Origin of the sequence: Asanoa sp. NPDC049475, assembly GCF_040676915.1 — a bacterium.
GTDB lineage: Bacteria > Actinomycetota > Actinomycetes > Mycobacteriales > Micromonosporaceae > Asanoa.
In genome coordinates this window covers 1-23,981 of the sequence record NZ_JBFAPY010000010.1, presented here as the reverse complement: position 1 = coordinate 23,981, position 23,981 = coordinate 1, and the positions used below count along the sequence as shown (strand labels likewise).

The 23,981-nt window shown below is 72.1% G+C and carries 22 protein-coding genes; 10 read left to right on the top strand and 12 right to left on the bottom strand.

The window, feature by feature from the left end; all coding sequences use genetic code 11:
• Nucleotides 1-133: 133 nt before the first annotated feature.
• The 5 genes from AB0J88_RS34000 to asnB form a co-directional block, all read right to left on the bottom strand.
• Entirely contained in the window at nucleotides 134-2,020 is a 1,887-nt protein-coding gene (locus AB0J88_RS34000) for a hypothetical protein (protein ID WP_364349269.1), read from the bottom strand.
• Nucleotides 2,021-2,599, bottom strand: a complete 579-nt coding sequence (locus AB0J88_RS33995) for a LemA family protein (RefSeq protein ID WP_364349272.1) — start codon at nucleotides 2,597-2,599, stop codon at nucleotides 2,021-2,023.
• Between the two features lie 117 nt (nucleotides 2,600-2,716).
• Nucleotides 2,717-3,190 carry a hypothetical protein gene (locus AB0J88_RS33990; RefSeq protein WP_364349275.1) on the bottom strand — a complete coding sequence of 158 codons (474 nt, stop codon included), beginning with the start codon at nucleotides 3,188-3,190 and terminating at the stop codon, nucleotides 2,717-2,719.
• Between the two features lie 9 nt (nucleotides 3,191-3,199).
• Nucleotides 3,200-4,936, bottom strand: a complete 1,737-nt coding sequence (locus tag AB0J88_RS33985) for a RyR domain-containing protein (protein WP_364349278.1) — start codon at nucleotides 4,934-4,936, stop codon at nucleotides 3,200-3,202.
• Nucleotides 4,937-4,994: 58 nt separating this feature from the next.
• Nucleotides 4,995-6,938: an asparagine synthase (glutamine-hydrolyzing) gene (asnB, locus tag AB0J88_RS33980; protein WP_364349281.1), complete on the bottom strand. Its 1,944-nt coding sequence runs from the start codon at nucleotides 6,936-6,938 to the stop codon at nucleotides 4,995-4,997.
• A gap of 142 nt (nucleotides 6,939-7,080) precedes the next feature.
• Here asnB and AB0J88_RS33975 point away from each other — a divergent pair, with 142 nt between their 5' ends.
• Entirely contained in the window at nucleotides 7,081-8,562 is a 1,482-nt protein-coding gene (locus AB0J88_RS33975; protein WP_364349283.1) for an aminopeptidase P family protein, read from the top strand.
• Between the two features lie 42 nt (nucleotides 8,563-8,604).
• Here the strand turns inward: AB0J88_RS33975 and AB0J88_RS33970 are convergent, their stop codons facing one another.
• From AB0J88_RS33970 to AB0J88_RS33955, 4 genes are read right to left on the bottom strand one after another with little or no spacing between them, the layout of a single operon-like run.
• On the bottom strand, nucleotides 8,605-9,384 hold the full coding sequence (locus AB0J88_RS33970) for an HAD-IIA family hydrolase (RefSeq protein ID WP_364349285.1): 780 nt from the start codon (nucleotides 9,382-9,384) through the stop codon (nucleotides 8,605-8,607).
• On the bottom strand, nucleotides 9,381-10,424 hold the full coding sequence (locus tag AB0J88_RS33965) for a ferrochelatase (protein ID WP_364349288.1): 1,044 nt from the start codon (nucleotides 10,422-10,424) through the stop codon (nucleotides 9,381-9,383). The genes AB0J88_RS33970 and AB0J88_RS33965 overlap by 4 nt, the downstream gene beginning before the upstream one ends.
• A 22-nt stretch (nucleotides 10,425-10,446) precedes the next feature.
• Nucleotides 10,447-11,229, bottom strand: a complete 783-nt coding sequence (fabI, locus tag AB0J88_RS33960; RefSeq protein ID WP_089253891.1) for an enoyl-ACP reductase FabI — start codon at nucleotides 11,227-11,229, stop codon at nucleotides 10,447-10,449.
• A 38-nt stretch (nucleotides 11,230-11,267) separates the two neighbouring features.
• A complete protein-coding gene (locus tag AB0J88_RS33955; protein WP_364349292.1) occupies nucleotides 11,268-11,972 on the bottom strand; it encodes a beta-ketoacyl-ACP reductase in 705 nt (234 codons plus the stop codon).
• A 167-nt stretch (nucleotides 11,973-12,139) separates the two neighbouring features.
• On the opposite strand from AB0J88_RS33955, the gene AB0J88_RS33950 reads away from it, so the two are divergent.
• From AB0J88_RS33950 to AB0J88_RS33935, 4 genes are all read left to right on the top strand, one after another.
• Nucleotides 12,140-13,768: a histidine kinase gene (locus tag AB0J88_RS33950; protein ID WP_364349295.1), complete on the top strand. Its 1,629-nt coding sequence runs from the start codon at nucleotides 12,140-12,142 to the stop codon at nucleotides 13,766-13,768.
• Nucleotides 13,765-14,430, top strand: a complete 666-nt coding sequence (locus AB0J88_RS33945; RefSeq protein WP_364349298.1) for a response regulator transcription factor — start codon at nucleotides 13,765-13,767, stop codon at nucleotides 14,428-14,430. The genes AB0J88_RS33950 and AB0J88_RS33945 overlap by 4 nt, the downstream gene beginning before the upstream one ends.
• 83 nt (nucleotides 14,431-14,513) lie before the next feature.
• Nucleotides 14,514-15,386 carry an alpha/beta hydrolase gene (locus AB0J88_RS33940; RefSeq protein ID WP_364349301.1) on the top strand — a complete coding sequence of 291 codons (873 nt, stop codon included), beginning with the start codon at nucleotides 14,514-14,516 and terminating at the stop codon, nucleotides 15,384-15,386.
• Nucleotides 15,383-16,675 carry an acyltransferase gene (locus tag AB0J88_RS33935; RefSeq protein WP_364349304.1) on the top strand — a complete coding sequence of 431 codons (1,293 nt, stop codon included), beginning with the start codon at nucleotides 15,383-15,385 and terminating at the stop codon, nucleotides 16,673-16,675. Before AB0J88_RS33940 ends, AB0J88_RS33935 begins: the two co-directional genes overlap by 4 nt.
• Nucleotides 16,676-16,987: 312 nt before the next feature.
• Here the strand turns inward: AB0J88_RS33935 and AB0J88_RS33930 are convergent, their stop codons facing one another.
• The 3 genes from AB0J88_RS33930 to AB0J88_RS33920 all read right to left on the bottom strand — a co-directional run bounded on the left by AB0J88_RS33930 (nucleotide 16,988) and on the right by AB0J88_RS33920 (nucleotide 20,045).
• Entirely contained in the window at nucleotides 16,988-17,938 is a 951-nt protein-coding gene (locus tag AB0J88_RS33930; protein WP_364349307.1) for a VWA domain-containing protein, read from the bottom strand.
• The gene (locus AB0J88_RS33925; protein ID WP_364349436.1) at nucleotides 17,935-18,837 is read right to left on the bottom strand and encodes a DUF58 domain-containing protein; all 903 of its coding nucleotides are present in this window, start codon (nucleotides 18,835-18,837) and stop codon (nucleotides 17,935-17,937) included. Before AB0J88_RS33925 ends, AB0J88_RS33930 begins: the two co-directional genes overlap by 4 nt.
• A 95-nt stretch (nucleotides 18,838-18,932) precedes the next feature.
• The gene (locus tag AB0J88_RS33920) at nucleotides 18,933-20,045 is read right to left on the bottom strand and encodes a MoxR family ATPase (RefSeq protein WP_364349439.1); all 1,113 of its coding nucleotides are present in this window, start codon (nucleotides 20,043-20,045) and stop codon (nucleotides 18,933-18,935) included.
• A 319-nt stretch (nucleotides 20,046-20,364) separates the two neighbouring features.
• Between AB0J88_RS33920 and AB0J88_RS33915 the strand changes: the two genes are divergently transcribed.
• The 5 genes from AB0J88_RS33915 (at nucleotide 20,365) to AB0J88_RS33895 (ending at nucleotide 23,892) form a co-directional block, all read left to right on the top strand.
• Nucleotides 20,365-20,562 (top strand): acetone carboxylase, encoded by a 198-nt coding sequence (locus AB0J88_RS33915; RefSeq protein ID WP_364349310.1) that lies wholly within the window; start codon nucleotides 20,365-20,367, stop codon nucleotides 20,560-20,562.
• A gap of 18 nt (nucleotides 20,563-20,580) precedes the next feature.
• The gene (locus AB0J88_RS33910) at nucleotides 20,581-21,093 is read left to right on the top strand and encodes a PH domain-containing protein (RefSeq protein WP_364349313.1); all 513 of its coding nucleotides are present in this window, start codon (nucleotides 20,581-20,583) and stop codon (nucleotides 21,091-21,093) included.
• Nucleotides 21,094-21,097: 4 nt separating this feature from the next.
• Nucleotides 21,098-22,486: a PH domain-containing protein gene (locus tag AB0J88_RS33905; protein ID WP_364349316.1), complete on the top strand. Its 1,389-nt coding sequence runs from the start codon at nucleotides 21,098-21,100 to the stop codon at nucleotides 22,484-22,486.
• Between the two features lie 99 nt (nucleotides 22,487-22,585).
• Nucleotides 22,586-23,005: a hotdog domain-containing protein gene (locus AB0J88_RS33900; RefSeq protein WP_364349319.1), complete on the top strand. Its 420-nt coding sequence runs from the start codon at nucleotides 22,586-22,588 to the stop codon at nucleotides 23,003-23,005.
• Nucleotides 23,002-23,892, top strand: a complete 891-nt coding sequence (locus tag AB0J88_RS33895; protein ID WP_364349322.1) for an MBL fold metallo-hydrolase — start codon at nucleotides 23,002-23,004, stop codon at nucleotides 23,890-23,892. The genes AB0J88_RS33900 and AB0J88_RS33895 overlap by 4 nt, the downstream gene beginning before the upstream one ends.
• Nucleotides 23,893-23,981: the final 89 nt, after the last annotated feature.

The following is a 23,981-nucleotide window of genomic DNA, read 5'->3' as shown; positions in this document are numbered from 1 at the left end:
GGCTCAGCGCCCGGTCGGTAGTGCCTCTCACTGCCGTAGCCGTCGGTCGCGGTCTTCACTGGCTCAGCGCTCGCGCGGCAGATGCCTCTCGCGGCCGTAGCTGCCGGAACAGGTACGGCGCCTGCTCCGGCAGTCAGAGGCGGGTGGCGACCTGGCCCAGGAGCCAGGGCAGGTGGGGTGCCGCCGCGCGGCCGCCCTTGTGCAGGACGAGGACCACGACCGCGTCGGCTTTGCGGACGGCGCCGCCGGTTTCGGTCATGAAGGCCTCGTCGCCGATGCCCGGGACCGGGCTGCCGCGTTTCGCCGCCGCCCAGAACAGGTTGGCCAGCGGGCCGCGTTGCATCTGGATCATCGCGACCGGTTTGCCGTCCGTCGTCTCGTACAACGCGTTGATCGGGCCTATCCCGCGGACCTGGATCGGTGCGCCGACCGCGCGCGCCACGTCCTCGACGGTCAGCACGTCGGCCGCCGCCTGCAGGCGCACCCCGACCGCGGCTGACTTCGTGCGCTCGCCCATCGCCTCCAGGACCAGGTTGTCGGTGTTGTCCGACGTGTCGAAGCCGTAGTGCAGCGCGCGGCCGCCACCCTCCCGCAGCACGGTGATCGAGACGATCCGGCGGCTCCAGCGGCGCACGCCGATCCGGACCACGTCGCCCGGGGACGAGCGGCTCCGCCACTCCGACGGCAGGCCCCAGGCCGTCGTGCGGTCCGCCGTGCCGTCGTCGATCGCGAAGTGGTGCAGCCACGGCACCGACGGGCGGTCCTCGCCCTGAGACGCCGACCGCCAGACTTCGACCCACAGCACCTCGCCCGTGATCTCCACCGGGTTGTGGTGGTCGACCGTCGCGCGGACGATCCGGTAGAGGCCCCAGCCGATCAGCAGCGTGGCCAGCAGCGCCGTGATCAGCCGGGTCGGGGACGCGACGGCCGAGATGTCCGCGCCGCCCCAGGAGCTGTCGAGCGAACCGACCTTGTCCGGCGTCACGTCCGGGAACGTGCGGCTGACGAGGGCCATGGCGAAGCCCAGGGCCAACCGGATCAGGCCGCCCTTGACCAGTTTGCCGGTCGGCAGGCCGTAGCGGCCGAGCACGCGCGGGTAGCGCACCTTGACCCGCCGCCAGTGGCCTCCGTACGAGGACCAGACCAGGTCCTTCGAGCCCATCCCGAGGTCCAGCGCGGCCGTGGCGGCGTGGGCCACGTGCAGGGCGGCCCCGTAGCCCAGGTAGCGGTCCCAGACCATCACCGCGGCCGGCGGCAGGTCGGCGAACGCGTCGTGGCCGGCCAGCCAGTCCCGGACACCCAGCCAGCGCGCCGCGACCTGGCGGCCCAGCGGGGTGGACCGCTCGCCCCGATAGCGGCCCGCGATCAGGCCGCAGGTGGAGGTCACGATGAGGAGGGAGAAGAACATCGCGACATAGCCGCCGCCCTTGTCCTCGGGGGAGGCGGTGCGCTCGATCCGCAGCAGCAGCGCCAGACCGATCGCCAGGGCGGGCACCACGCCGGCCACCGACAGCAGCGACACCTGGGCCTTGCTGATCCGGCGACGGGACAGACCCAGCCGACGGGCGTGCGCGACCACCTCGGCGTCGAACCGCCGCCGCCAACCGCGTGCCTGCGCGGCGTCGCGGAAGGTCAGCGCCGTCAGTGGCACCACGCCCCCTACCGCCGCGGCGCGGATCCGGGCCAGGAGCCGCGCCTCGAACGGCAACAGCGGCGGGCCGGACGGCGCGCGGGAGGAGAGGTGGATCGTGCTGTGCACCGGGTCGTCCCCGGGCTGGCGGATCTCGTAGTAGCGGCGGCCGGCCAGGTCGAGCAGGGTCGCCTCGGCGGCGTCCTCGTCGGGCCGGGTCCACCGGTTGGCGAGTAGGTTGACCACGGCCGGCGGCTCGGGGCCGAGGTCCATGGTGGCCGGCGCCGGTGTCGGCGCGTACGACCGGGTGATCAGCAGGATCAGGCCGAACAGCCCGATCCAGGCCGCCGTCGCCAGCACGGCGACGGCGATCGCGACGGTGAGGGACATCTAGAAGCGGACCTGGACCGGGGACTGCTCGGCACCCGAGGCCTGGAAGTACGCGGGCGGCTTGATCCCCGTCGCACCGGCGACGAACAGGCTCGGGAACGAGTGGGCGCTGTTGTCGAGCGCCTGGACGGCCGTGTTGTAGAACTGCCGGGCGTACGCGATCTTGTCCTCGGTGTTGGCGAGCTCGCTCTGGAGGGCGAGGAAGTTCTGGTTCGCCTTGAGATCCGGGTACGCCTCGGCGAGCGCGAACAGCCGGCCCAGCGTCTGGGTCAGCATGCCCTCGGCGGCGGCGCGACGGTCGACGGAGGGGTCGGCACCGGCCGCCATCGCACCGGCGCGCGCGGCCACCACGGCGTCGAGCGTGGTGCGCTCGTGTCCGGCGTACCCCTTGACGGTTTCGACCAGGTTGGGCACGAGGTCGTGCCGGCGCTTGAGCTGCACGTCGATCTGCGCCCAGGACGCGCGGACCTGGTTGCGCTGGCGGATCAGCACGTTGAACGTGCGGATCGCCCAGACCGCGACCAGGACGACGAGTACGGCGACCACGATGGTCGCGATGAGCAGCGGACTGAGGTTCATGGCGCATGGTGAACCGGATTACATGAACGAGAGGCAAACGTGTCAGGGACCGGACAGAATTGCCGCGCGGCCTCAGGCGTCGCGATGCTGCCGCATCGCAACACCTTCCGGTCGTCGTCAGGCGCGCCTAGCGCCCGCCGGCCAGATCACGGTCACCGGCAGGCCGAGCTCGCGGGCGGTGCGCACCACGTTGGCGGTGCTGCTGACCACGTCGGACGGTGCGCCGTCCCAGACCGCGACGAGGTGGTCGACCCGGCGCAGCAGCTCGTCGCTGGCGGCGAAGTAGGCCTCCGGCCCGGAAACGGGGAACGACAGGTAGTCGACGCGGACGGCCTTGCCGAGCAGGTCGTCGAAGGACCTCCGGTCGGCGACCACGGTGCGGTAGTCGGCGGCCGGCAGGACCACCTCGTAGGTGCCGCCAAGCTCGGCGACCGCGCGGGCGAAGAGCTGGTCGGCGCCGTCGGCCAGGCAGGTCACCCCGTGCAGCGGACCGTCACGGTGTGCGGCGAGGGCCGCGGTGAGCGCGGCGTACACCAGCTCGGCAGTGCCCTCGGCGAGCCGCACGTGTCCGGTGACACCGATGCGCGGCATGCCCGTCTCCTAGGGGGTCCTGAGCCGGACGATGCGGAAGCCGGCATCCGCGAGAATAGCCGGCAACTGCCGGATCTCATCGAGATTGCGGGTACGCATCTCGTTGGGCAACGCCGGCCAGGCCGCCATCGCCGGATGCAGTTTGTGCTCGTCGTCGCGGTCGGCGGCGAACCGCCAGCCCTGGCCGACGCGGTCCTGCCGCCACCGCTCGTGCTCCATCACGGCCAGCCGCTCGATCTCCCGCTCGGTCAGCACGTGCTCGCGCCCCGGCCCGACCCGCGGCGACAGCGTGCACCCGATCGCGCGCAGCTTGCGGCCGATGTCCTCGGCCTGCGCCCGGTTGGTCAACCGCAGCCGGTCGGGCAGGTCGTCCCACGGCACGAGGGCCGGGCCGCTGGCGCCTCGGCCGGTCAGGTCCAGCACGTAGCGTTCGTGGATCACCCGGGCCAGCCGCTCGACCAGGTCGTCGCCGATCAGCGCGGGGTCACAGGCGGCGTGGACGACGCCGAACAGTCGCAGCGTGCCGGACAGCTCGTCGAGCACCCGGTCACCGCCGTCGAACGCCTCGCGGAGGCTGGCCAGCCGGTCCAGCCGGACCACGACCGAGCCGGGCTCGCCGGGCCACACCTGCTCGGCGGTGAGGGCGGCCTTGAGCGCCTGCTGCTCGTCGTCGTAGCAGATGAACACGCGGTCGGGGACCGGCCCGTCCGACGGCGTGGCGAGCAGCCGCTCGAGGTCGTAGTCGTGCGCCGTGATCTTGCAGACCCGGTCCAGGAACGGGTAGCGCTCGCTCAGGTGGGTGACGGCCGCGCCCGCGGTCGGGTCGACGATCTCGACCGGCAGCGGCTGGGCGGCGGGATCGCGGATGCGCCACTGGCGGGCGAGCTCCACGAGGACGGCGCGGCCGAACGCGGTGGCGCCGAGGATCGCGATGGTCGGCGGTCGCGCGCCCGGCAGCGTCAGCGGCTCGCGCGACACCAGGTGCCGGGCGGCGAGGTCGTCGATGTTGAAGAAGTCGAGCCGCATGCCCCGCCTGGTCGGCGCGCTCAGCAGCCGGGCCTGCAGCGCGGCGCACACCTCCGGGTCGGCGACCTGGGCGTACACGGCAAGGGCCGAACCGTTGCGGCGTGGCCGGGCCGCGGCGAGCGCGATCGCGGTGTTGGCGGCGCTGTCGTCGGTGCAGGCGTAGACGGCGCGGGCACGGCCGACGCTGGCGGCGCGCAGGATGTCGGGGTCGCGGGCCGCACCGGCGACGCGGGGCGCCGGGCCGGTCTCGGTCGCCTTGCTCGGCACGGTGACCACCTGGTCGCCGGCCTGCCGCAGCCGCCGGGCGAGCGTGGTGGCCACGAGGGTGTCGCCGACGACGATCACGTGCCCGCGTGCGGTGCGGGCGCGCAGCTTCCTGATCTCGGAGGCGAAGAGCAGACGACTGGCCTCGATCAGCGCGTACGCGGTGACGGTCGGCGCGGCGAACCGCGCGAAGTCGAGGATCGCCGGGAACGGGCCGCCGTTGTCGAGCGGCGGAGAGCCGAGCACGAACAGCTGCAGGGCGTAGTAGAGGACGTCGAGCGGGTGGCCGCTGTAGCCGAGGTCGGGGTTCTCGCGGAGGTACTGCTCGAGCCCGACCAGCCCGCACCCGAACGAGATGACGGCGAGGATCGCGAACGCCAACCACAGCACCGGGGCGACCGGCGTCCGGGGCAGATCACCGAACCCCCCGGCGCCCCCACCGCTCCGGCCCGCCATCCGCTCATGCTATCGGTCGATATGGCGGGCCTTACTGTCCACTTCGTGCACTTGCTGGTCAGGCCACCATCGAGCCGACGACCGGCTTGGTGAGCAGGGCCGACTGGTTGCGGGTGATGCCCGGGTCGAGTGTGCGCGCCACGAAGATGGCGTGCCAGATGCAGAAGACCAGGACCGTCCAGACCTTGCGGGAGTGGTCGACCTCGCCCTTCTTGTGCTCGTCGAGCAGGCGCAGGGCGTAGTTGAGGTCGATCAGCTCGCCGGCCGCCGAGTTGGCGATGATCCAGCGCGCCCACTCGTACATCTCGCCGGCCAGCCAGACCCGGGTCGGGGTCGGGAAGCCGAGCTTCTTGCGGTTGACGATCGCCGGCGGCACGACGCCCTGGAGGGCCTGGCGCATCGCCCACTTGGTGGCGTCGGAGCGCGGCGGCAGCTTGAGCTCGACCGGGATCCGGGACGCCACGTCGAAGACCTCGCGGTCCAGGAACGGCACGCGGACCTCCAGCGAGTGCGCCATCGAGATCCGGTCGGCCTTGACCAGGATGTCGCCGCGCAGCCAGGTGTAGAGGTCGATGTACTGCATCTTGGTCACGTCGTCGAGGTCGGGGACCTCCGCGTAGATCGGCGCGGTGACGTCGGTGTAGCGCACCGACGGGTCGTACCGCCGCAGGAGGCCCTGCTTCTCCTCCTCCGTGAACATCCGCGCGTTGCCGTAGTAGCGCTCCTCGAGGGGCGTCGTGCCCCGCTCCAGGAAGCTCTTGCCCTTCACGCCCTGCGGGATGACCTTGGAGACGGCCCGGAGGCCCTTCTGCATGCCGTCGGGCAGGCCGTTGACCGCCGACAGCGACAGCGGCTCGCGGTAGATCGTGTAGCCGCCGAAGAACTCGTCGGCGCCCTCGCCGGAGAGCACCACGGTGACGTGCTCGGCGGCCTTCTGGGCCACGAAGTAGAGCGGCACGAGCGCCGGGTCGGCCACCGGATCGTCCAGGTGCCAGATGATCCGCGGGAGGGCCTCCATCATGTCCTGCGGACCGATCTTGGTCGGGATCGTGGTGACCTCCAGGTGCCGCGCCGACTCCTGGGCGACCTCGATCTCCGAGTAGCCCGGGACGTCGTACCCGACGGTGAAGGTCAGGATGTTGGGGTTGAACTGCCGGGCCAGCGCGACGACCGCGGTGCTGTCGATGCCGCTGGACAGGAACGCGCCGACCGGCACGTCGGAGCGCATGTGCAGGCGCACGCTCTCGCGCAGGGTCTCGCGGATCTCGGTGAACAGGCGCTCCTGGTCGGGGACCGGCGCCGGGTTGAAGACCGGCCGGTACCAGCGGCGCACCTCGATCGGGTAGCCGGGCGTCCAGCTCAGGCACTCGCCCGAGCCGATGCGGGAGATGCCCTGGTGCAGGGTGCCGGGCTCGGGCACGTACTGGAGAGTCAGGTAGTGCGAGAGGTTGGCGGTGTCGACACCGGCGTCGCCGGCGTGGGCGGCGGGCGCGAAGGGCAGCAGCGCCTTCTTCTCGGACGCCAGATAGACGCCGTCGACCGTCTGGAGGTAGTGCAGCGGCTTGATGCCGAAGTAGTCGCGGGCGCCGAACGCCCGGCGCTCCTGGCGGTCCCAGATGACGAAGGCGAACATGCCGCGCAGGCGGGTGAGGACCTTCTCGCCCCAGAAGTGGTAGCCGGCGGCGATCACCTCGCCGTCACCCTGGGTGGCGAAGGTGGCGCCGTAGTCGCGGGCCAGCTCCTCCCGCAGCTCGATGTAGTTGTAGATCTCGCCGTTGAACGTCAGCAGGTAGCGCCCGCCGGCGTAGGGGAGCGGCTCGTGGCTGAACGCCACGTCGATGATCGAGAGCCGCTTGTGGGCGAACACCGCGTCGTTGCCGATCACCTCCACCCCGGTCTCGTCGGGACCACGGTGGTGAAGGGTCTCCAACGCTCCGGCGATCGCGTCCGCGTGGGCGCCGGCCGCGCCGTGCGCGCTGAAGAAGGCCAGGATTCCGCACATGGCGGCCATCTTTTCACGGGTCGCCCAGTGGCCGGTCGCCTCCCATCGGATTCGGGTGGCGTGGCGAGGTAGCGTGCTCTGCGGGAGCGCGATCGATGTGGAGGCGTCTGCGGTGTTTGGTGACGAGACAACTGAACCGGTCATGAGTGAGAGCACGGCGAAGGTCGAGGCTCACGACCCGGCGTTCCCACCCAAGTTCCTGGAGTTCATGCGCACCGGCTGGGCCGAGGACTCGCTCGCCGTGCAGCCGTCTCCAGCCGTTTCCCGCTATGCCGAGCGGCGGGCGGCGATCTCCGCGCAGTTCCCCGGTGAGACGTTGATCATCCCGACGGGCCGGGAGAAGACCCGGGCCAACGACACGGAGTACCCGTTCCGGGCCGGCAGCGACTTCGCCTACCTGACCGGTGACCTCGACCCGGACAGCGTGCTCGTGCTGCACCCGGTCGGCGACGGCCACGACGCCGTGCTCTACACGAAGCCCCGCAACTCGCGCGAGACGGACGACTTCTTCCGCAGCCGGGACGGTGAGCTGTGGGTGGGCCGGCGCGCGACGCTGACCGAGAAGTCGGCCGCTCTCGGGGTCGAGACGACCGTTATCACTGATCTCGAGCGGGTCCTGGGCGACTGCGCGCCGCGGCGGACCAGGGTGCTGCGGGGGTTCGACCCGGAGGTCGACGCGGCGGTGCGGCCGTGGACTGAGCGGGACGAAAAGGACCAAAAGGCACGAGATGGGCGTACGCGCGATCAGGAGCTGGCGACCGCGATCTCCGAGCTGAAGCTGGTCAAGGACCCGTGGGAGATCGAGCAGCTCCAGGAAGCGATCGACTCGACGGTCCGGGGCTTCGAGGACGTGGCCCGGATCCTGCCGGCCGACCGGTCTGTCAGTGAGCGCCTGATCGAGGGCGTCTTCGGCCTGCGGGCGCGCTACGAGGGCAACGACGTCGGCTACAGCTCGATCGTCGGGGCCGGCCGGCACGCGACGACGCTCCACTGGATCCGCAACGACGGCGTGACGACGCCGGGCGAGCTGCTCCTGATGGACATGGGCGTCGAGGCGCGGAGCCTGTACACGGCGGACGTGACCCGCACGGTCCCGGTCTCGGGCCGCTTCACCCCGCTGCAGCGCGACGTGTACGACATCGTGCACCGCTCACAGCAGGCGGGCATCGACATCATCAAACCGGGCGTGAAGTTCGAGGACATCCACCTGACCTGCATGCGCGTCCTGGCCGAGGGCCTGGCGGACCTGGGCGTCCTCCCGGTCAGCGTCGAAGAGGCGATGGCACCGGACTCGACGGTCTACCGGCGCTGGACGCTGCACAGCTTCGGCCACATGCTGGGCATCGACGTACACGACTGCTCGAACGCGCGGAAAGAGAACTACCGCGACGGAGTGGTGGGCGAGAACTACGTGCTGACGGTGGAGCCCGGGTTGTACTTCCAGGCGGAGGACGAGCTGGTCCCGGAGGAGCTCCGCGGCATCGGCGTCCGCATCGAGGACGACGTCCTGGTGACCGCGACGGGCAGCCGGGTCATGTCGTCGGGTCTGCCGCGGACCTCCGCGGCGGTCGAGGAGTGGCTCGACGCGCAGCGCGCCGCCGGCCCTCGACTGCCGGGCGCCTGATCCTGGGACGAGGCCCGGCCACCGGGTGGCCGGGCCTTCCCTTCACAGCTCGTCGATGAGGTCCGCGACCGAGTCGACGATGCGGCTCGGGCGGTACGGGTAGCGTTCCGCCTCTTCGCGCGTGCTGATGCCCGTCAGGACCAGGATCGTCTCGAGGCCTGCCTCGAGCCCACACAGGATGTCGGTGTCCATGCGGTCGCCGATCATGGCTGTGGTTTCCGAGTGGCCGTTGATCGTGTTCAGGGCCGACCGCATCATCATCGGGTTGGGCTTGCCCACGAAGTACGGCTTCACGTTCGTGGCTTTTTCGATCATCGCCGCCACCGAGCCCGCCGCAGGCAGGGCGCCCTCGATCGACGGGCCGGTCGGGTCCGGGTTGGTGCAGATGAAGCGCGCGCCGTCGTTGATCAGGCGGACGGCCTTCGTGATGGCCTCGAAGCTGTACGTGCGGGTCTCGCCCAGGACCACGTAGTCGGGCGCGTAGTCGGACAGGACGTAACCGACCGCGTGCATCGCCGTGGTCAGGCCGGCCTCGCCGATCACGTACGCGGAGCCGCCCGGCCGTTGATCGCTGAGGAACTGGGCCGTAGCGAGCGCGGCCGTCCAGATGGACTCCTCCGGCACCAGCAGGTCCATCCGGGCCAGGCGCGCCTGGAGGTCGCGGGCCGTGTAGATCGAGTTGTTGGTCAGCACCAGGAACGGCTTGCCGCTCGCGCGCATCCTGCGGACGAACTCGGGCGCGCCCGGCACCGGTTGGCCCTCGTGGATGAGCACGCCGTCCATGTCGGTCAGCCAGCTCTCGATCGCCTTGCGCTCGCTCATGATGACGGTCTCCTGGCTGGTGGCGTGCAGCAGTCGGCTGGGCAAGTGTCCCAGGCCGGAAGCGTACCGAGCCGACCCTGCGGGCCGGTGTTGCCGATCCGCTCCCGCACCAGCTCACGGACCATCGCCACGAAGCGCGGGTCGGTGCCGGGGGTCGCGGCGCGTACGTACTCCAGGTTGCGGTTCTTGGCCGTCGCCGCGGCCTCGTTGTCGAGGTCCCAGATGACCTCCAGGTGGTCGGAGACGAAGCCGATCGGGCTGACCACCACCCCCGTGACCCCGGTGTCGGCCAGCGCCGCCAGGTGGTCGTTGACGTCCGGCTCCAGCCACGGCACCTGCGGCGGGCCGGAGCGGCTCTGCCAGACCAGGTCCCACGGCAGGTCGGGCGCGGCGGCCGCCGCGACCAGGGCGGCCGTCTCGCGGAGCTGGGCGACGTAGCGGCCCGGGGGCGTCACCGGCGGCGGGCCGGCCGTGGCCGCCATCGACGTCGGGATCGAGTGCGCGGTGAAGACCAGCCGGGTCGTGGCGCGCTTGGCCGGGTCGAGCGTGTCCAGCGCCGACCGGACCGCGTCGGCGTGCGGCTCGACGAAGCCCGGGTGGTCGGCGAAATGCCGCAGCTTCTCGATCACCGGGGCGCCTTCGCCGACCGCCGCGCGGGCCTTCGTCAGGTCCTCGAGGTATTGCCGGCACGACGAGTAGCCGCCGTACGCGCTGGTCACGAAGGCCAGGGCGCGCTTGACGCCGTCGGCCCTCATCGTGGCCACCGTGTCGGTGAGCATCGGGTCCCAGTTGCGGTTGCCCCAGTAGACCGGCAGGTCCAGCCCGTTGGCCGCGAAGTCCGCGCGGATCGCGGCCAGCAGGTCGCGGTTCTGCTGGTTGATCGGCGACACGCCGCCGAAGTGGTAGTAGTGCTCGGCGACCTCGGTGAGGCGTTCCGGAGGAACGCCCCGGCCCCGGGTGACGTTTTCCAGGAACGGAATCACGTCTTCCGGGCGTTCCGGGCCGCCGAACGAAACCAGGACCAATGCGTCGTACGGCATCAGACGATTGTGCCTTGCCCGCTCAGACGGTCGTGGCCTCGGCTCCCAGCGCGTGATATCCACCATCGACGTGGATGATCTCGCCCGTCGTGGCGGGGAACCAGTCGGAGATCAGCGCCAGCACGGCCTTGGCCGCCGGCTCCTGGTCGGACAGGTCCCAGCCGAGTGGCGCCCGGTTGGTCCAGGCGTCCTCGAACTGCTCGAAGCCCGGGATCGACTTGGCCGCCATGGTGCGCAGCGGCCCCGCCGACACCAGGTTGCTCCGGATGCCCTGCTTGCCCAGATGCAACGCCAGGTAGCGGGACGCCGACTCGAGGCCCGCCTTGGCCACGCCCATCCAGTCGTAGACCGGCCATGCCTTGGTCGCGTCGAAGGTCAGCCCGACGACCGAGGAGCCCCGCTGCATCAGCGGTAGGGCGGCCATGGCCAGGGACTTGTAGGAGTAGGTGGAGACGTGCAGCGCGGTCGCCACGTCTTCCCAGGTCGTCTCCAGGAAGTTGCCACCGAGGGCGCTGGCGGGCGCGAAGCCGATCGAGTGGACGAGGCCGTCGATGCCGTCCATGTGCTTGCCGACCTTCTCGGCCAGCGTGTCCAGGTGCTCCTGGTTGGTCACGTCCAGCTCGATGACCGGCGCCTCAGCCGGTAGTCGCTTGGCGATCCGCTCGACCAGCGACATCCGGCCGAAGCCGGTGAGCACCACGGTCGCGCCGTTCTCCTGGGCCAGCTTCGCCACCGAGAACGCGATCGACTGGTCGGTGATCACGCCGGTGACCAGGAGTCGCTTGCCCTCCAGCAGTCCTGCCACGGTGCAACCTCTCTGTTCTGTTCGCTTTGGTCGGGTGGTCAGTGGCCCATGCCCAGGCCGCCGTCGACCGGGATCACGGCGCCCGAGATGTAGCCGGCGTTGTCACTGGCCAGGAAGGTGACCGCCGCGGCGATGTCGTCGACGGCGCCGAAGCGGCCGGCCGGGATCGACTCGACGTATTTCTTCTTCAGGTCGTCGGGCAGGCCGTCGGTCATGTCGGTGGTGATGTAACCAGGCGCGACCACATTGGCGGTGATGTTGCGGGTGCCCAGCTCGCGGGTGATCGACCGCGCGATGCCGACCAGGCCGGCCTTGCTCGCGGCGTAGTTGACCTGGCCCGGGTTGCCCGACAGCCCGACCACCGAGGAGATGAAGATCATGCGGCCGAACCGGGCGCGCAGCATCGTCTTCGAGGCGCGCTTGGCGACCCGGAACGCGCCGGCCAGGTTGGTGTCGACGACGCTGGTGAACTGCTCCTCGCTCATGCGTAGCAGCAGCGTGTCGGCGGTGATCCCCGCGTTGGCGACCAGCACCTCGACCGGGCCGAGCTCCTGCTCGACCTGGGAGAACGCCTCGTCGACGGAGTTGGAGTCGGTGATGTCGCATTTGACACCCAGGACCCCGTCGGGGGCGCCCGTGCCGCGGTGCGTCACCGCGACCTTGTCTCCCTGCGCGGCGAAGGCCAGCGCGATGGCCTTGCCGATGCCGCGGTTTCCGCCGGTCACCAGCACCGTGCGCGCCATTTCAGATCTCCCCACTGCCAACTGCCTCAACGGATGGGACATTACGGCCTACCCGGGGGTACGGCTAATTCGCCTCGCCCGGTCCGATTGTCATACCGGGGTATGACATCGAGGATGGCTCTCGCGAGGCACGCGCACTGTCGCACCCCGCGCGTAGCCTCCGGATCGTGAACGAGAGCCTCTCCCGCGGCAGCCTGGCTGACTTGCGCCGGGTGCTGATCGGGAAGGACTTCCCGCCGCCGGCCGACCGCCGGCCGCTGCGGCCCAGGTTGGAGCGCTGGTGGCAGCGCTGGCGTTCGCTGGCGGTCCCGCTGGCGCTGCTCGCCGTCCTCGGTCTGGGCGCGGCCGCGGCGCGATACCTGATGGACGCCCGGCACATCGACAACCAGTTCGCCCTGATGCTCGGCTACGCGACGACGGTGCCGATCCTGCTCGCCTACCACCGCCCGCTCTGGGCCTGGCGGCTGTCGTTCGTCATGTTGTTCTTCGGCACGATGAGCGCCCCGGCGTCCGAGGCCTGGCCGTGGAACCCCGTGCAGATCGTGTTCTTCCTGATCACGCTGCTGTCCCTGGCCCTTCGGGCCGACGGGGGCGTCGTCGCCTGGGCCGGGCTGCTGACGCTCGCCCCGGTCTTCGTGTACGTCAACGCCGCCAACGCCTGGGGCGTCTCGGCCCTCTTCATGATCGTGTTGATCTTCGGCGACCAGATCCGGCGGCAGCGCCGGCGTTCCCGGGTGCTCACCGTCCAGCTCGCCGAGCAGGAGGAGCAGTCCGAGCTGGAGAAGGCCCGCCGCGCGGTGCTCGAGGAACGCACCCGGATCGCCCGCGAGATGCACGACGTGGTCGCCCACCACATGTCGATGATCGCCGTGCAGGCCGAGACGGCACCGTTCCGACTACCGGAGCTCGACGACCCCGTCCGCCGGGAGTTCGCGTCGATCGCGGGCTCGGCCCGGGCCGCGATGGTCGACATGCGCCGCCTGCTGGGCGTGCTGCGCAGCGAGCAGTCGCCTGCCCTGACCGCGCCCCAGCCGGGCCTGGGCGACGTCGCCGAGCTGGTCGAGGCCGCCCGCCGGGCCGGGGTGCCGGCCACGCTGCACGGGGTGATGCCCGAGGGCGTCGACGGGCCGGTTGCGCTGGCCGCCTACCGCATCGTGCAGGAGGCCCTGGCCAACGCGGCCCGGCACGCGGCGGGGGCAGCGGTCCGGGTCGCGGTCACGAACGACGGCGACGCGGTCGCGGTACGCGTGGAGAACGACGCACCACCGACCCAACCCACCGACAGCGACGTCCCCCGTCAGCCCCAGCGCGGCGATGCCGGCGACGGCGATGCCGTCGGTCAGGGGCGGACTGACGTTGATGGCGGTGGCCGCGCCGGGCTAGGCCGGCGAGGGCGGGCTGACGCCGATGGCGGTGGCGTCCCACTGCGTGGTGGGCCGGGTGACGGTGGCGGCGGCGACGCGGTCGGTCGGGGGCCGGGTGACGTTGGCATTGCCGGGCGAGGCGCTCGTGGCGAGGTCGTCCGGCAGGGCCGGCGGGATGCGGGTGGCGGTGACGTTGCTGGGCGCGGCCGGCGGAGTTCGGGCGCCAGGGAGGACGTCGGCCGGGAGCGGCCGGGTGACGCGGGTGTGCCGGCCGGCGCCGGCGAGGGCCACGGCATCGCCGGCATGCGGGAGCGGGTGACGTTGCTCGGTGGGACGTTCGAGGCCGGCCCTACGGTGTTCGGTGGGTTCGCGGTCGCGGCGCGGTTGCCGACCGCGCTGCGTGAGGCCACACCGGAAGGGCAGGTTGTGTGATCAAGGTTCTGATCGCCGACGATCAGGCGATGGTCCGCGAGGGGTTCGGGGCGCTGCTCGCGGCGCAGACCGACATGCTCGTGGTCGGCGCGGCGGCCGACGGCGCGCAGGCCGTCGCCGAGACGCGCCGGCTCGATCCCGACGTGGTGCTGATGGACATCCGGATGCCCGTGCTCGACGGCCTCGCCGCTACCCGGCAGCTGCTCGACGGTCGACCGGCCGGCAGCCCGCCCCGGGTGCTCATGCTGACCACCTTCGACCTCGACGACTACGTCTACGAGGCGCTGCGGGCCGGCGCGAGCGGGTTCCTGCTCAAGGACGCTCCCGCCGCGGATCTGGTCAACGCCGTCCGGGTGGTGGCCGGCGGCGAGGCACTGCTGGCGCCGTCGGTGACCCGGCGGCTCATCGAGGAGTTCGCCGCCCGTCCCGGGCCGGCCCGACCGCGACCGACCGCGCTGGCCGCGCTCACCCCGAGGGAGACCGAGGTGCTGCGGCTGATCGCGCGCGGCCGGTCCAATCAGGAGATAGCCGCCGAGCTCGTGGTCGCCGAGCAGACGGTCAAGACCCACGTCGGCCGGATCCTGGCCAAGCTCGCGCTGCGCGACCGGGCGCAGGCGGTCGTGCTCGCCTACGAGACCGGTCTCGTAGCCGCGGGGGAGTAGCCCCCGTCACCCCCAGGTAGCACGAGCAAGATCCCGCCCCGGTACGACGATTCACCACCGTCCACAACGGCATCGTTCGCCCCATGATGCGACGGACACTTCTCCTCGGCGGCGTCGCCGCGACGCTCGGCGCCGGCCTGCTCGTGCCCGCTTCCGCCCCGGCGGTCGCCGCGCCGGCGGCCGGTCCGACGCCGGCGCTGGCGTACCCGGTGGCCGCGGCCGCGATGCGCGCCGCGGGTGGGGCGTACGCCGGCTGGGCCCGGTCGGGTCGGCACTTCCTGTCGTTCGACACCCGCGGCGACGGCACCGCGGTCGAGGTCGTCGGCGACCTGGCCACCGCGGACCGGATCGCCGTCGTGGTGCCGGGCGTCGACACGACGCTGGCGACGTTCACCAGCGGCCTCGGCGGCGTCGCCCGCCGCGCGCCGGCCACCCAGGCGCGCGAGCTCTACGCCGCCGCGGGCGGCAAAGCTGCGGTCGTCGCCTGGCTCGGGTACGACCCGCCGGAGGGCGTCGGCCTCGAAGCCGCCCGCGAGGTCCGGGCCAGGGCCGGTGCGCGCAACCTGGCCGCCTTCGCCGGCTGGCTGGCCGCACGCCGCCCGTCCGCGCGGATCACCCTGATCGGGCACAGCTACGGCGCGATCGTGGTCGGCCTGGCCGCGCCCGCCCTGCCGCCGCAGGTGACGTCGCTGGTCGCGCTCGGCGCGCCGGGAATGGGCGCCGACGACGTGGCCGGCCTGCACACCCACGCGACGGTCTACGCCGCCCTCGCGCCCACGGACTGGATCCGCCGCATCCCCCAGGTCCGGCTGCTGGGCCTGGGCCTGGGCACCCGACCGGCGACGGCGTCGTTCGGCGCCACCGCCCTGCCCACCACGGGCGTCGAAGGGCACGACTACTACCTCTCGCCGGGTACGGCCACCCTGGCCGCCATCGCCGCGGTGGTGACCCGATGAACCCGCGCCGCGACACGGGAATCGACGCGATCCGCGCCCTGGCCATCGCCGGAGTGGTGCTCGGGCACTGGCTGGTCACGGCTCTCGTGATCGGCGACGACGGCGCCCTGCACGTACGCAGCCCGCTGGCCGCACTGCCGGCCGCTCAACCGGTCAGCTGGCTGCTCCAGACGCTGGGCCTGTTCTTCCTCGCGGGCGGCTACGCCGCGGCGGCCTCATCCGCCCGCCGCCGGTCCACCCCACGCGGCGGGTCGGACGCACTTCCCAGCGCGGTCGCCAAGCCATCGTTGTCCGGCGGCAACAGCGTGCGCGGGTGGCGGGTTCCGCGCCGGTTGCGCGTCCTCCTGGCACCGGTCGGTTCCCTGCTCGCACTGCTCGCGCTGGCGCTGACCGCCGGCGCACTGGCCGGCGTACCCGAGGAAACCTTGCGTACCGTCGCCAAACTCGTGATAAGTCCATTGTGGTTCCTGTTGCCGTTCCTGGCGTTGACGGCCCTCGTCGTCCCCATCGCCCGCCTGGTCCGCAGGTTCGGCCCGCTGCCGCCGACCGCGGTCGCCTCAGCGGTCGTGCTCGCCGCCGACCTGGGCTGGGGTTTCCTGCCCACCACCCTGATCGCCGCCTGGACGGTCCCGTTCGTGCTCGGCGTCGCATTGGCCCAGGGCCGGCTCGCCCGCCGAAGCACCGCCTGGCTCCTCCTCGCCGGCGGCGCGGCGGCCGTGGGAGCGCTCGTGTTCCTCGCCGACTACCCGGCCAGCGCCGTCGGTGTCCCCGGCGAAGGACGCTCCAACCTGGACCCGCCGTCGCTCGTCGCGGTAGCCCTGGCCGTCGCCCAGACCGGAGCCGTGCTGCTCCTCCTGCCCCGGCTGCGCCGGCTCGGCACCCGCCCCGCGGTGAGGGCGATCAACGGCGCCGCGCTGCCCGTCTACCTCTGGCACCAGGCGACCATGATCTCTGTCACGGTCGCCCTCGCGTGGTTCGTCGGGCGGCGGCCCGGGTTGCTGGCCGAGCCGGACGACTACGGGTGGGCCGCCGCCCGGCTCGCCTGGCTCCCGCTGTTCGCGGCCGTCCTGGTGCTGGTCGTCCGGATCGCCGGGAGCCAGTCGGCGGGTGGCCGGGGGCCGCGACCATATCGGACGGTCGGTGACCAACCTTCCGGCCAATGCCACGCGGCTCCGGGGCGGGGGATAGAATCACCGGTGGTTCGTGTGCCCGGCCGACGTCTGGAGGTGATCGCCGTGCGAGACAGCGATCCTCCGAGTCGCAGCCGGGCCGCCGTCCGGTCCCGCTGACTCAGCCGCGACTCGACGACAGCCAGACATCCGCCTGCCGGCACCCCGCCGCGCCGCGCCCGCACGCAAGACGGGCCGGCGGCGGCGTGACGCCGTCCGGCTGCGACTCTCCTCCGCCGCGATTCCGCACAAGCCTCGCCAACTCGCATCGGAGAGCCGTGATGAACCGTCGCTACGTGGCCCCACTGGGCTTCACCCTCGCCGCCCTCTGGGTGTTCGTCGTCGCCATGCTGGTCAACAACACCAACTAGCTCTTCTGGTGGATCAGCGCGGCACCCCGCCGGGAGCGCCACCCTGATCCACGAGACAGATCTACGGCAGCCGCGACGACCAGACGAGGCTCAGGCCCGCCGCGATCAGACCGAGGAGCAGCGCGAAACCCGCGTACCAGTGGGTGACCTCGCGCGGCTCCACCCGGTGACCGATCGAGCTGCCCATGTCCTCGTACACCCGCTTGAGCTCGGCCGCACTCGCGGCCTCATAGAAGAACCCGCTTGTCGACTCGGCCAACTGCGCCAGCGCCAGCCGGTCCACCGGCACCCGTTGGAGCTGGCCGCCGATGTCGACCGTGCCGTTGTCGGTGCCGAACGCGATCGTCGACACCGGCACGTTCGCCGCCTGCGCCGCGCTGGCGGCCTCCTCCATCGGCCGCCCGGCCGTGCGGAAGCCGTCGGAGAGCAGCACGATCCGCGCCGGCGGCAGCTCGTTGGCGCCGTCCGCCGGCACCGAGCGGATCGCGTCCAGGGACGTGAAGACCGCTTCGCCCGTCGCGGTCGCCTCGGCCAGCGTCAGCCCGTCGATCGCTGCGCTGACCGCCGAGCGGTCCTTGGTCGGCGGCACCAGCACGTTGGCCGATTTGGCGAAAGAGACCAGACCCAGGTTGTACGTCGGCGGCAGCTCCTGCACGAACTGCTTGGCGGCCACCTGCGCCGCCTCGAGCCTGGTCGGCGCGACGTCGCTCGCCTCCATCGACAGCGACACGTCGATCGCCAGCATGATGGTCGCCCGCTCCAGCGGCAGCTCGCGGTCGATCGACGGCCGGGCCATCGCCAGCGCCAACCCGAGCAGGCTCAGCAGCAGCGCGACCGCCGAGACGTGCTTGCGCCAGCCCATGCCGCGCGGCGCCAGCGACTTGAGCAGCTCGACGTTGGTGAACCGGATCGCGTAGTCACGCCGGCGCAGCTGACGCCAGACGTAGGCGCCGGCCACCAGGAGCACCGGCACGATGGCCAGCAGCCACCACGGTTGCAGGAAGCGGATCATCGTGTCGTACCCCGGGTGCGTGCGTGTCGCTGTGCGGCGACGAACCTGACGATGTCGAGGAGCCAGTCGGAGTCGGTACGCAGCCGCAGGTGCTGGGCACCCGCCGCGCGCAGTTCGTGGGCGATGGCCGAGCGTTGTGCCGCCGCACCGGAGGCGTAACGGGCGCGCAGCTTCGCGTCGCCCGTGTAGACCTCGTGCAGCGCACCGGTCTCGGGGTCGGCGATCACGAGCACGCCGACGTCCGGCAGCTCCAGCTCGCGCGGGTCGACCACCTCGATCGCGAGCACGTCATGCCGGACGGCCAGCTTGCGCAAGGGCCGGCCCCAGTCCGCCGGCGGCGCCATGAAGTCCGAGATCACCACGGCCAGACCCCGGCGGCGCGGTGGGCGGTTGAGCATGTCGATCAAGGCACCCAGGTCGGTTCGACCCGGTTTGATGGGAGTACGCGCGACCGCGCGCAGCAGGCCCTGCGCCTCCTTGCGCCCGGGGCGGGCAGGCAGTCGCGTGGTCTGGCCGCCACCCGTGCCGACGACGGCGCCGATCCGGTTGCCGGCCCGCACGGTCAGATGGGTGACCGCCGCCGCGGCCGCCACCACCAGGTCGCTCTTGAGCATCTGGGCCGTGCCGAACGACAGGCTGGCCGACAGGTCGATGGCGAGCCAGGTCTCCAACTCGCGGTCGGCCACGGTCTGCCGCGTGTGCGGCACGGTGGTGCGGGCGGTGACCGGCCAGTCCATCCGGCGCACGTCGTCGCCGGGCCGGTACTCCCGGGACTCGCCCGGCTCCGTGCCCGGCCCCGGCAGCAGGCCGATGTAGTCGCCCTGGAGCAGCCCGTCGAGCTTGCGGGTGATCAGCAGTTGGAGCCGGGAGAGCACCTGCTCGGCCCGCGCGGTCGCCACGCCGCCGGCGGCCTCACCACCCTGGCCGGCGTACGCACCGGCCGTGCCGGAGATCCGGGCCGCACGGCCGGACCCGAGGCGGGGCGGGTCGACGGTCACGGCAGGCGACCCGGCCAGGCGCCCGTGGTCTGCTGCGGCGGTTGCTGCCCAGGGCCAACCCCAAGGCCAGCGCCCGGGACAGGAGCCGGGGTCGCCTGCTGCCGCGGCGCGACCGACGGCATGGGAACCGCGCTCATCAGCCGCGCGACGATGTGGTCGGCCGGCACGTCGTCGGCCAGCGCGTCGTAGCTGAGCACCAGCCGGTGCCGGAGGATGTCGGGCGCGATGTCCTGCACGTCCTGCGGCAGCACGTAGTCGCGGCCGCGTAGCAGGGCCAGCGCCCGCGAGGCCCGGACGATGCCGAGCGAGGCGCGCGGGCTCGCACCGTATTGGATGAGCTGGGCCAGGTCAGGCACCCCGGACTCGGCCGGGTTGCGGGTGGCCAGCACCAGCCGGACCGTGTAGTCGACCAGCGCGTTGTGCACGAACACGCCGTCGGCCTTGGCCTGGAGCGACACGAGGTCGGACGGGCTGAACACCACGGCCGGCTCGGGTGCCTTGACGCCCATCCGGTAGACGATCTCGCGTTCCTCGGCGTCGGACGGGTAGCCGACCAGGATCTTCATCAGGAACCGGTCGCGCTGCGCCTCGGGCAGGGGGTAGACGCCCTCCTGCTCGATCGGGTTCTGGGTGGCCATGACCAGGAACGGGTTGGGCACCCGGTGTGTCTCGCCGCCGATCGACACCTGCTGCTCGGACATCACCTCGAGCAGGGCCGACTGCACCTTGGCCGGCGCCCGGTTGATCTCGTCGGCGAGCAGGAAGTTGACGAACACCGGCCCGAGCTCCACGTCGAACTTCTCGCTCGACTGGCGGTAGATCCGCGTGCCGACCAGGTCGGCCGGCACCAGGTCGGGGGTGAACTGGACCCGGGCGAAGGTGCCACCGACAACGGTCGCGAGCGTCTCGACGGCGAGGGTCTTCGCGACGCCGGGCACGCCCTCGAGCAGGCAGTGGCCGCGGGCCAGCAGCGCGACGAACATCCGCTCGACCATCCGGTCCTGGCCGACGATGACCCGTTTGACCTCGAACAGCGCCCGTTCGAGCAGCGTGGCGTCCTGTGCCGGGGTGGTCGCCGGAGGGTCACCGGGCTGCCCGCCGGTCGGCATGACCGGCCCGGCGCCGTTGGCGGCGTCGGGTTGCGGAGCGTCGGGTGCGGTCGGCTGGGCCACGGGTCCTCCACAGTCGCGTGATCGTGTCGGCAGCGCTCGGGTCTCATCATGAAGTCCGAACCTGGGAGCGCGGTACAAGCCTTCCATGTCGACCGCCGCCGCGTGCGCGCAGAACCGGATTCGTGTTGCGGCGAAGCTCCGGGATACACGGGTAGACAAAGAGGGGAACGTCACGTGTACGATTCCTCCACGCCGGGCGACTTCCCCCGTGGTCGCCCGGCCCTTTACCTTTAGGCCGCGCCGTAGACTGATCCCGGTGGACGCCGACCTCGAGCCCGTTTGCTCAGCCAAAGGCTGCCGGCGTGAGGCTGTCTACGAGGTCCGTTGGAACAACCCCCGGATCCATCCGCCCGAGCGCCGCAAGGTCTGGCTCGCCTGCGAGGAACACCGGGAGAGCCTGGCCGACTTCCTCGACCGTCGCGGCTTCCTCCGCGAGGTGGCGCCCTTCCGGTGATCGCCTACCCTCATAGGGGTGGATATCGCCGCTGCCGGGCCGACCAGCCCCCTTTCGCCCTGGCCCGACACCGTCGACTGGCAGCCCGTCTCGCGCGACCTGATCTGGGTCGAGCTGATCCGGTGGGGCGCGATGGCCGCCATGCTGCTGGTGCCGCTGGGCATCCTCTGGGGCATCTTCGGCGTCTGGCCGCTCGGGCTGTCCTTCGTCGCCGTCCTCGTGCTCATGCTGTGGCGCGTCTGGGCGATCGTCCGGGCGGTGCGCGCCTGGGGCTACGCCGAGCGCGACCACGACCTGCTGGTCCGGCACGGCCTGGTGGTCAGGCGGCTGTCGATCGTGCCGTACGCGCGGATGCAGTTCGTCGACGTCAGCGCCGGCCCGCTGGAGCGCGTCTTCGACCTGGCCACCGTGCAGCTCCACACCGCCGCCGCGGCCAGCGACGCCCGGGTGCCGGGCCTGCGCCCCGCCGAGGCGTCCCGGCTGCGTGACCGGCTGACCGCGCTCGGCGAAGATCGCGCCGAGGGGCTGTAGGGCCGTGGTCATCGACGAACCGCGGCGCCGGCTCCATCCCCTGAGCCCGTTGCTGCGCAGCGCCAAGGCGCTCGTGGTGATCGTCGTGGCGCTGTCGTGGCAGACGCTGCGCCAGGTCGGCCTCGGCTGGTTCGCGCTCATGGTCCTCGTGCTGCTCATCGGCGCGATCATCATGTCGGTCGTGAGCTGGTACAACACCGGCTACCACGTGGTCGGCCACGAGCTTCGGGTCTACGAGGGCCTGCTGTGGCGGCGCACCCGGGCGATCCCGCTGGAGCGGCTCCAGTCGGTCGAGGTGGTCCGGCCGCTGCTGGCCCAGCTCACCGGGCTGGCCGAGCTCCGGCTCGAGGTGGTCGGCGGCGGCAAGACCGAGGCGCCGCTGGCCTATCTGTCGGTGGCGGACGCGGCGGCGTTGCGGGACCGGCTGTTGGCTCTCGCGGGGCGGTCGGCGGCGCCGGTCGAGGGTGCGGCCGAGGTTGCCGGTGCCGCGCCGGCGCGCGTACCCGGTGAGTTGCTTCTGGCGGTGTTGAACCGCGACCTCGTGATCAGCCAGCTGCTCACGCCGCAGGCGCTGTCGTTGCCGATCGGTGTGGCGTTCGTCGTGCTGCAGTTCGGGTTCGATCCGTCCTGGTCGTTCATCGGCGTGGCGAGCACCCTGACCGCGATCGCCGGCGTGCTGCTGCAGCCGGTCCGGCGGGTCCTGCGCGACTGGAACTTCCGGCTGTCCCGCGACGACACGGCGCTGCGGCTGCGGTTCGGGCTGGTCGAGACGCGTTCGCAGACCGTGCCCGTCGACCGGGTGCAGGGGGTGACCGCGACCTGGCCGCTGCTGTGGCGCGCGCAGGGCTGGCTGCGGCTGACCCTCGACGTGGCCGGGGTGGCCGGCCAGGACAACGCGGACGGCACCGAGACGGACCGACTGCTTCCGGTGGGTACGGCCGAGGTCGCCGATCGGGTGGCCCACTCGGTGCTGCCCGGCGTGCTGCTGGGCGCGCTGACGTTCCAGCCGCCGCCGGAACGGACCAGATGGTTCCACCCGCTGGCCCGGCCGAAGCTCGGTGTGGCCCTGACGGACAAGATCGTCGCGACCCGCGAAGGACTGCTGACCCGCACCGTGATGATGGTCCCGTTTGCCCGGATCCAGAGCGTCCGCGTGGTCCAGGGCCCTTTGCAACGACTGCTCGGTGTCGCCACCGTCTACGCCGACACGGCGCGGGGGCGCTCGGCGGCGCTGCGCGACCGGGACCTGGCCGAGGCGTGGTGGCTGGCCGCCGAGCTAGCCGAGCGCGGACGGGTGGCGCGGCTGGCGGCGCCGGACCGCGGCCGGGTGGTCGTGCCGGCGCCGGTGCTGGACCCGGAAAATGCCCCGCTGCGGCCGCAACCCAGCGCATGAGCCGTGCCCCTGTTGGCACCTGACCTGCGGCATCCATGGTTGTCCACAGGTTGGCGGGGCTCGTAGCCTGAGCGTTGCGGAGCGCCTACTCTGTGGGTCATGGAGCAGCAAACGGAAGCCCCCTTCGCTCCCGGCTTGAGCGCGCGGGTGGAGCTGACCGTCACCGACTCCGACACCGCGCAGGCGCTCGGCTCCGGCGACGTGCCGGTGCTGGCCACGCCGCGGGTGCTCGCGTTGGTCGAGGCCGCGACGGTCGCCGCCACGGCGACCCGCATGCCGGCCGGCATGACCACGGTCGGCACGCGGGTCGAGCTCGACCACCGACTACCGACAGCCATCGGCCGCACGGTGTTCGCGGTGGCCCAACTGGCCAAAGTCGACGGTCGCAAGCTCCTCTTCGAGGTCACCGTCACCGACGGCCCGGGCAGCGAGGGCACGGCGATCGTCGCCGAGGGTCGGGTCGAGCGCATCTTCCTCGACCGGCACCGGTTCGTCGAGCGGGCCGTCGACGGCTCATGAGCTCGTCCACACCGGCGTTCGTCGAGATCGCCGACCGGGTCTACGTGCTGCGCTACCCGGTGTTCGACGTCAACGTGACGCTGGTGGTCGGTGACGAGGCCGCCGCGCTTGTCGACACGCTGTCGACCGCGGCGCAGGCGGCCGAGCTGGCCGCGGCCGCGCGCCGGGTGACGCGCGCGCCGTGGGCCATCGTCAACACCCACCACCACTTCGACCACGCGTTCGGCAACGCCACGGTGGCCCGGCAGGAGCCGCCGGCGGCCGAGTCGTTCCCGACGTTCGGCGACCCGGGCGCCGACGCGGCCGCGCGCACCCGGATCTGGGCGCACGAGGAGACCGCGCGGCTGCTGGGCCACGAGGAGACGGCCCGGCGCACCGCCTGGGAGGCGGTCCGCGAGGGCTCGCAGCCCGAGCTCGCCGACGAGGTGGCCCGCGTCGACGTGCTGCCGCCCAACGAGATCGTGCTGACCGAGGCGGCTCTCGACCTGGGTGGGCGCGTCGTCGTGCTGTCCCACTTCGGGCGCGGGCACACGGCCGGTGACCTGGTCGCGCACGTCCCCGACGCCGACGTCGTGATCGCCGGCGACCTCGTCGAGGAGAGCGGGCCACCGGACTTCGGCGACGCCTACCCGCTGGAGTGGCCCGGCACGGTCGCGGCGCTGCTGCGGCTCACCACGCCGGAGACGGTGGTGGTGCCGGGCCACGGCGCGCCGGTCGGCCAGGGCTTCGTCATGGGCCAGCACGAGGAGCTCACCGAGCTCGAGTGGTTGATCCGCAATGGTCACGCCGAACGCGCCCGGGTCGACGACCTGGCCAAGCGCGCACCGTTCGGCGCGGCGGCGCACGTCGCCGTCAAGCGCGCCTACACGCTGCTCGACGGCGAGTAGAGGGGTGCCGGCGCCGGGGCCCCACCACCACCCGGAAGGAAACCGACGAGGGCCCCGTGGGCACCATGGGGTTGACGGACAGCGTGACG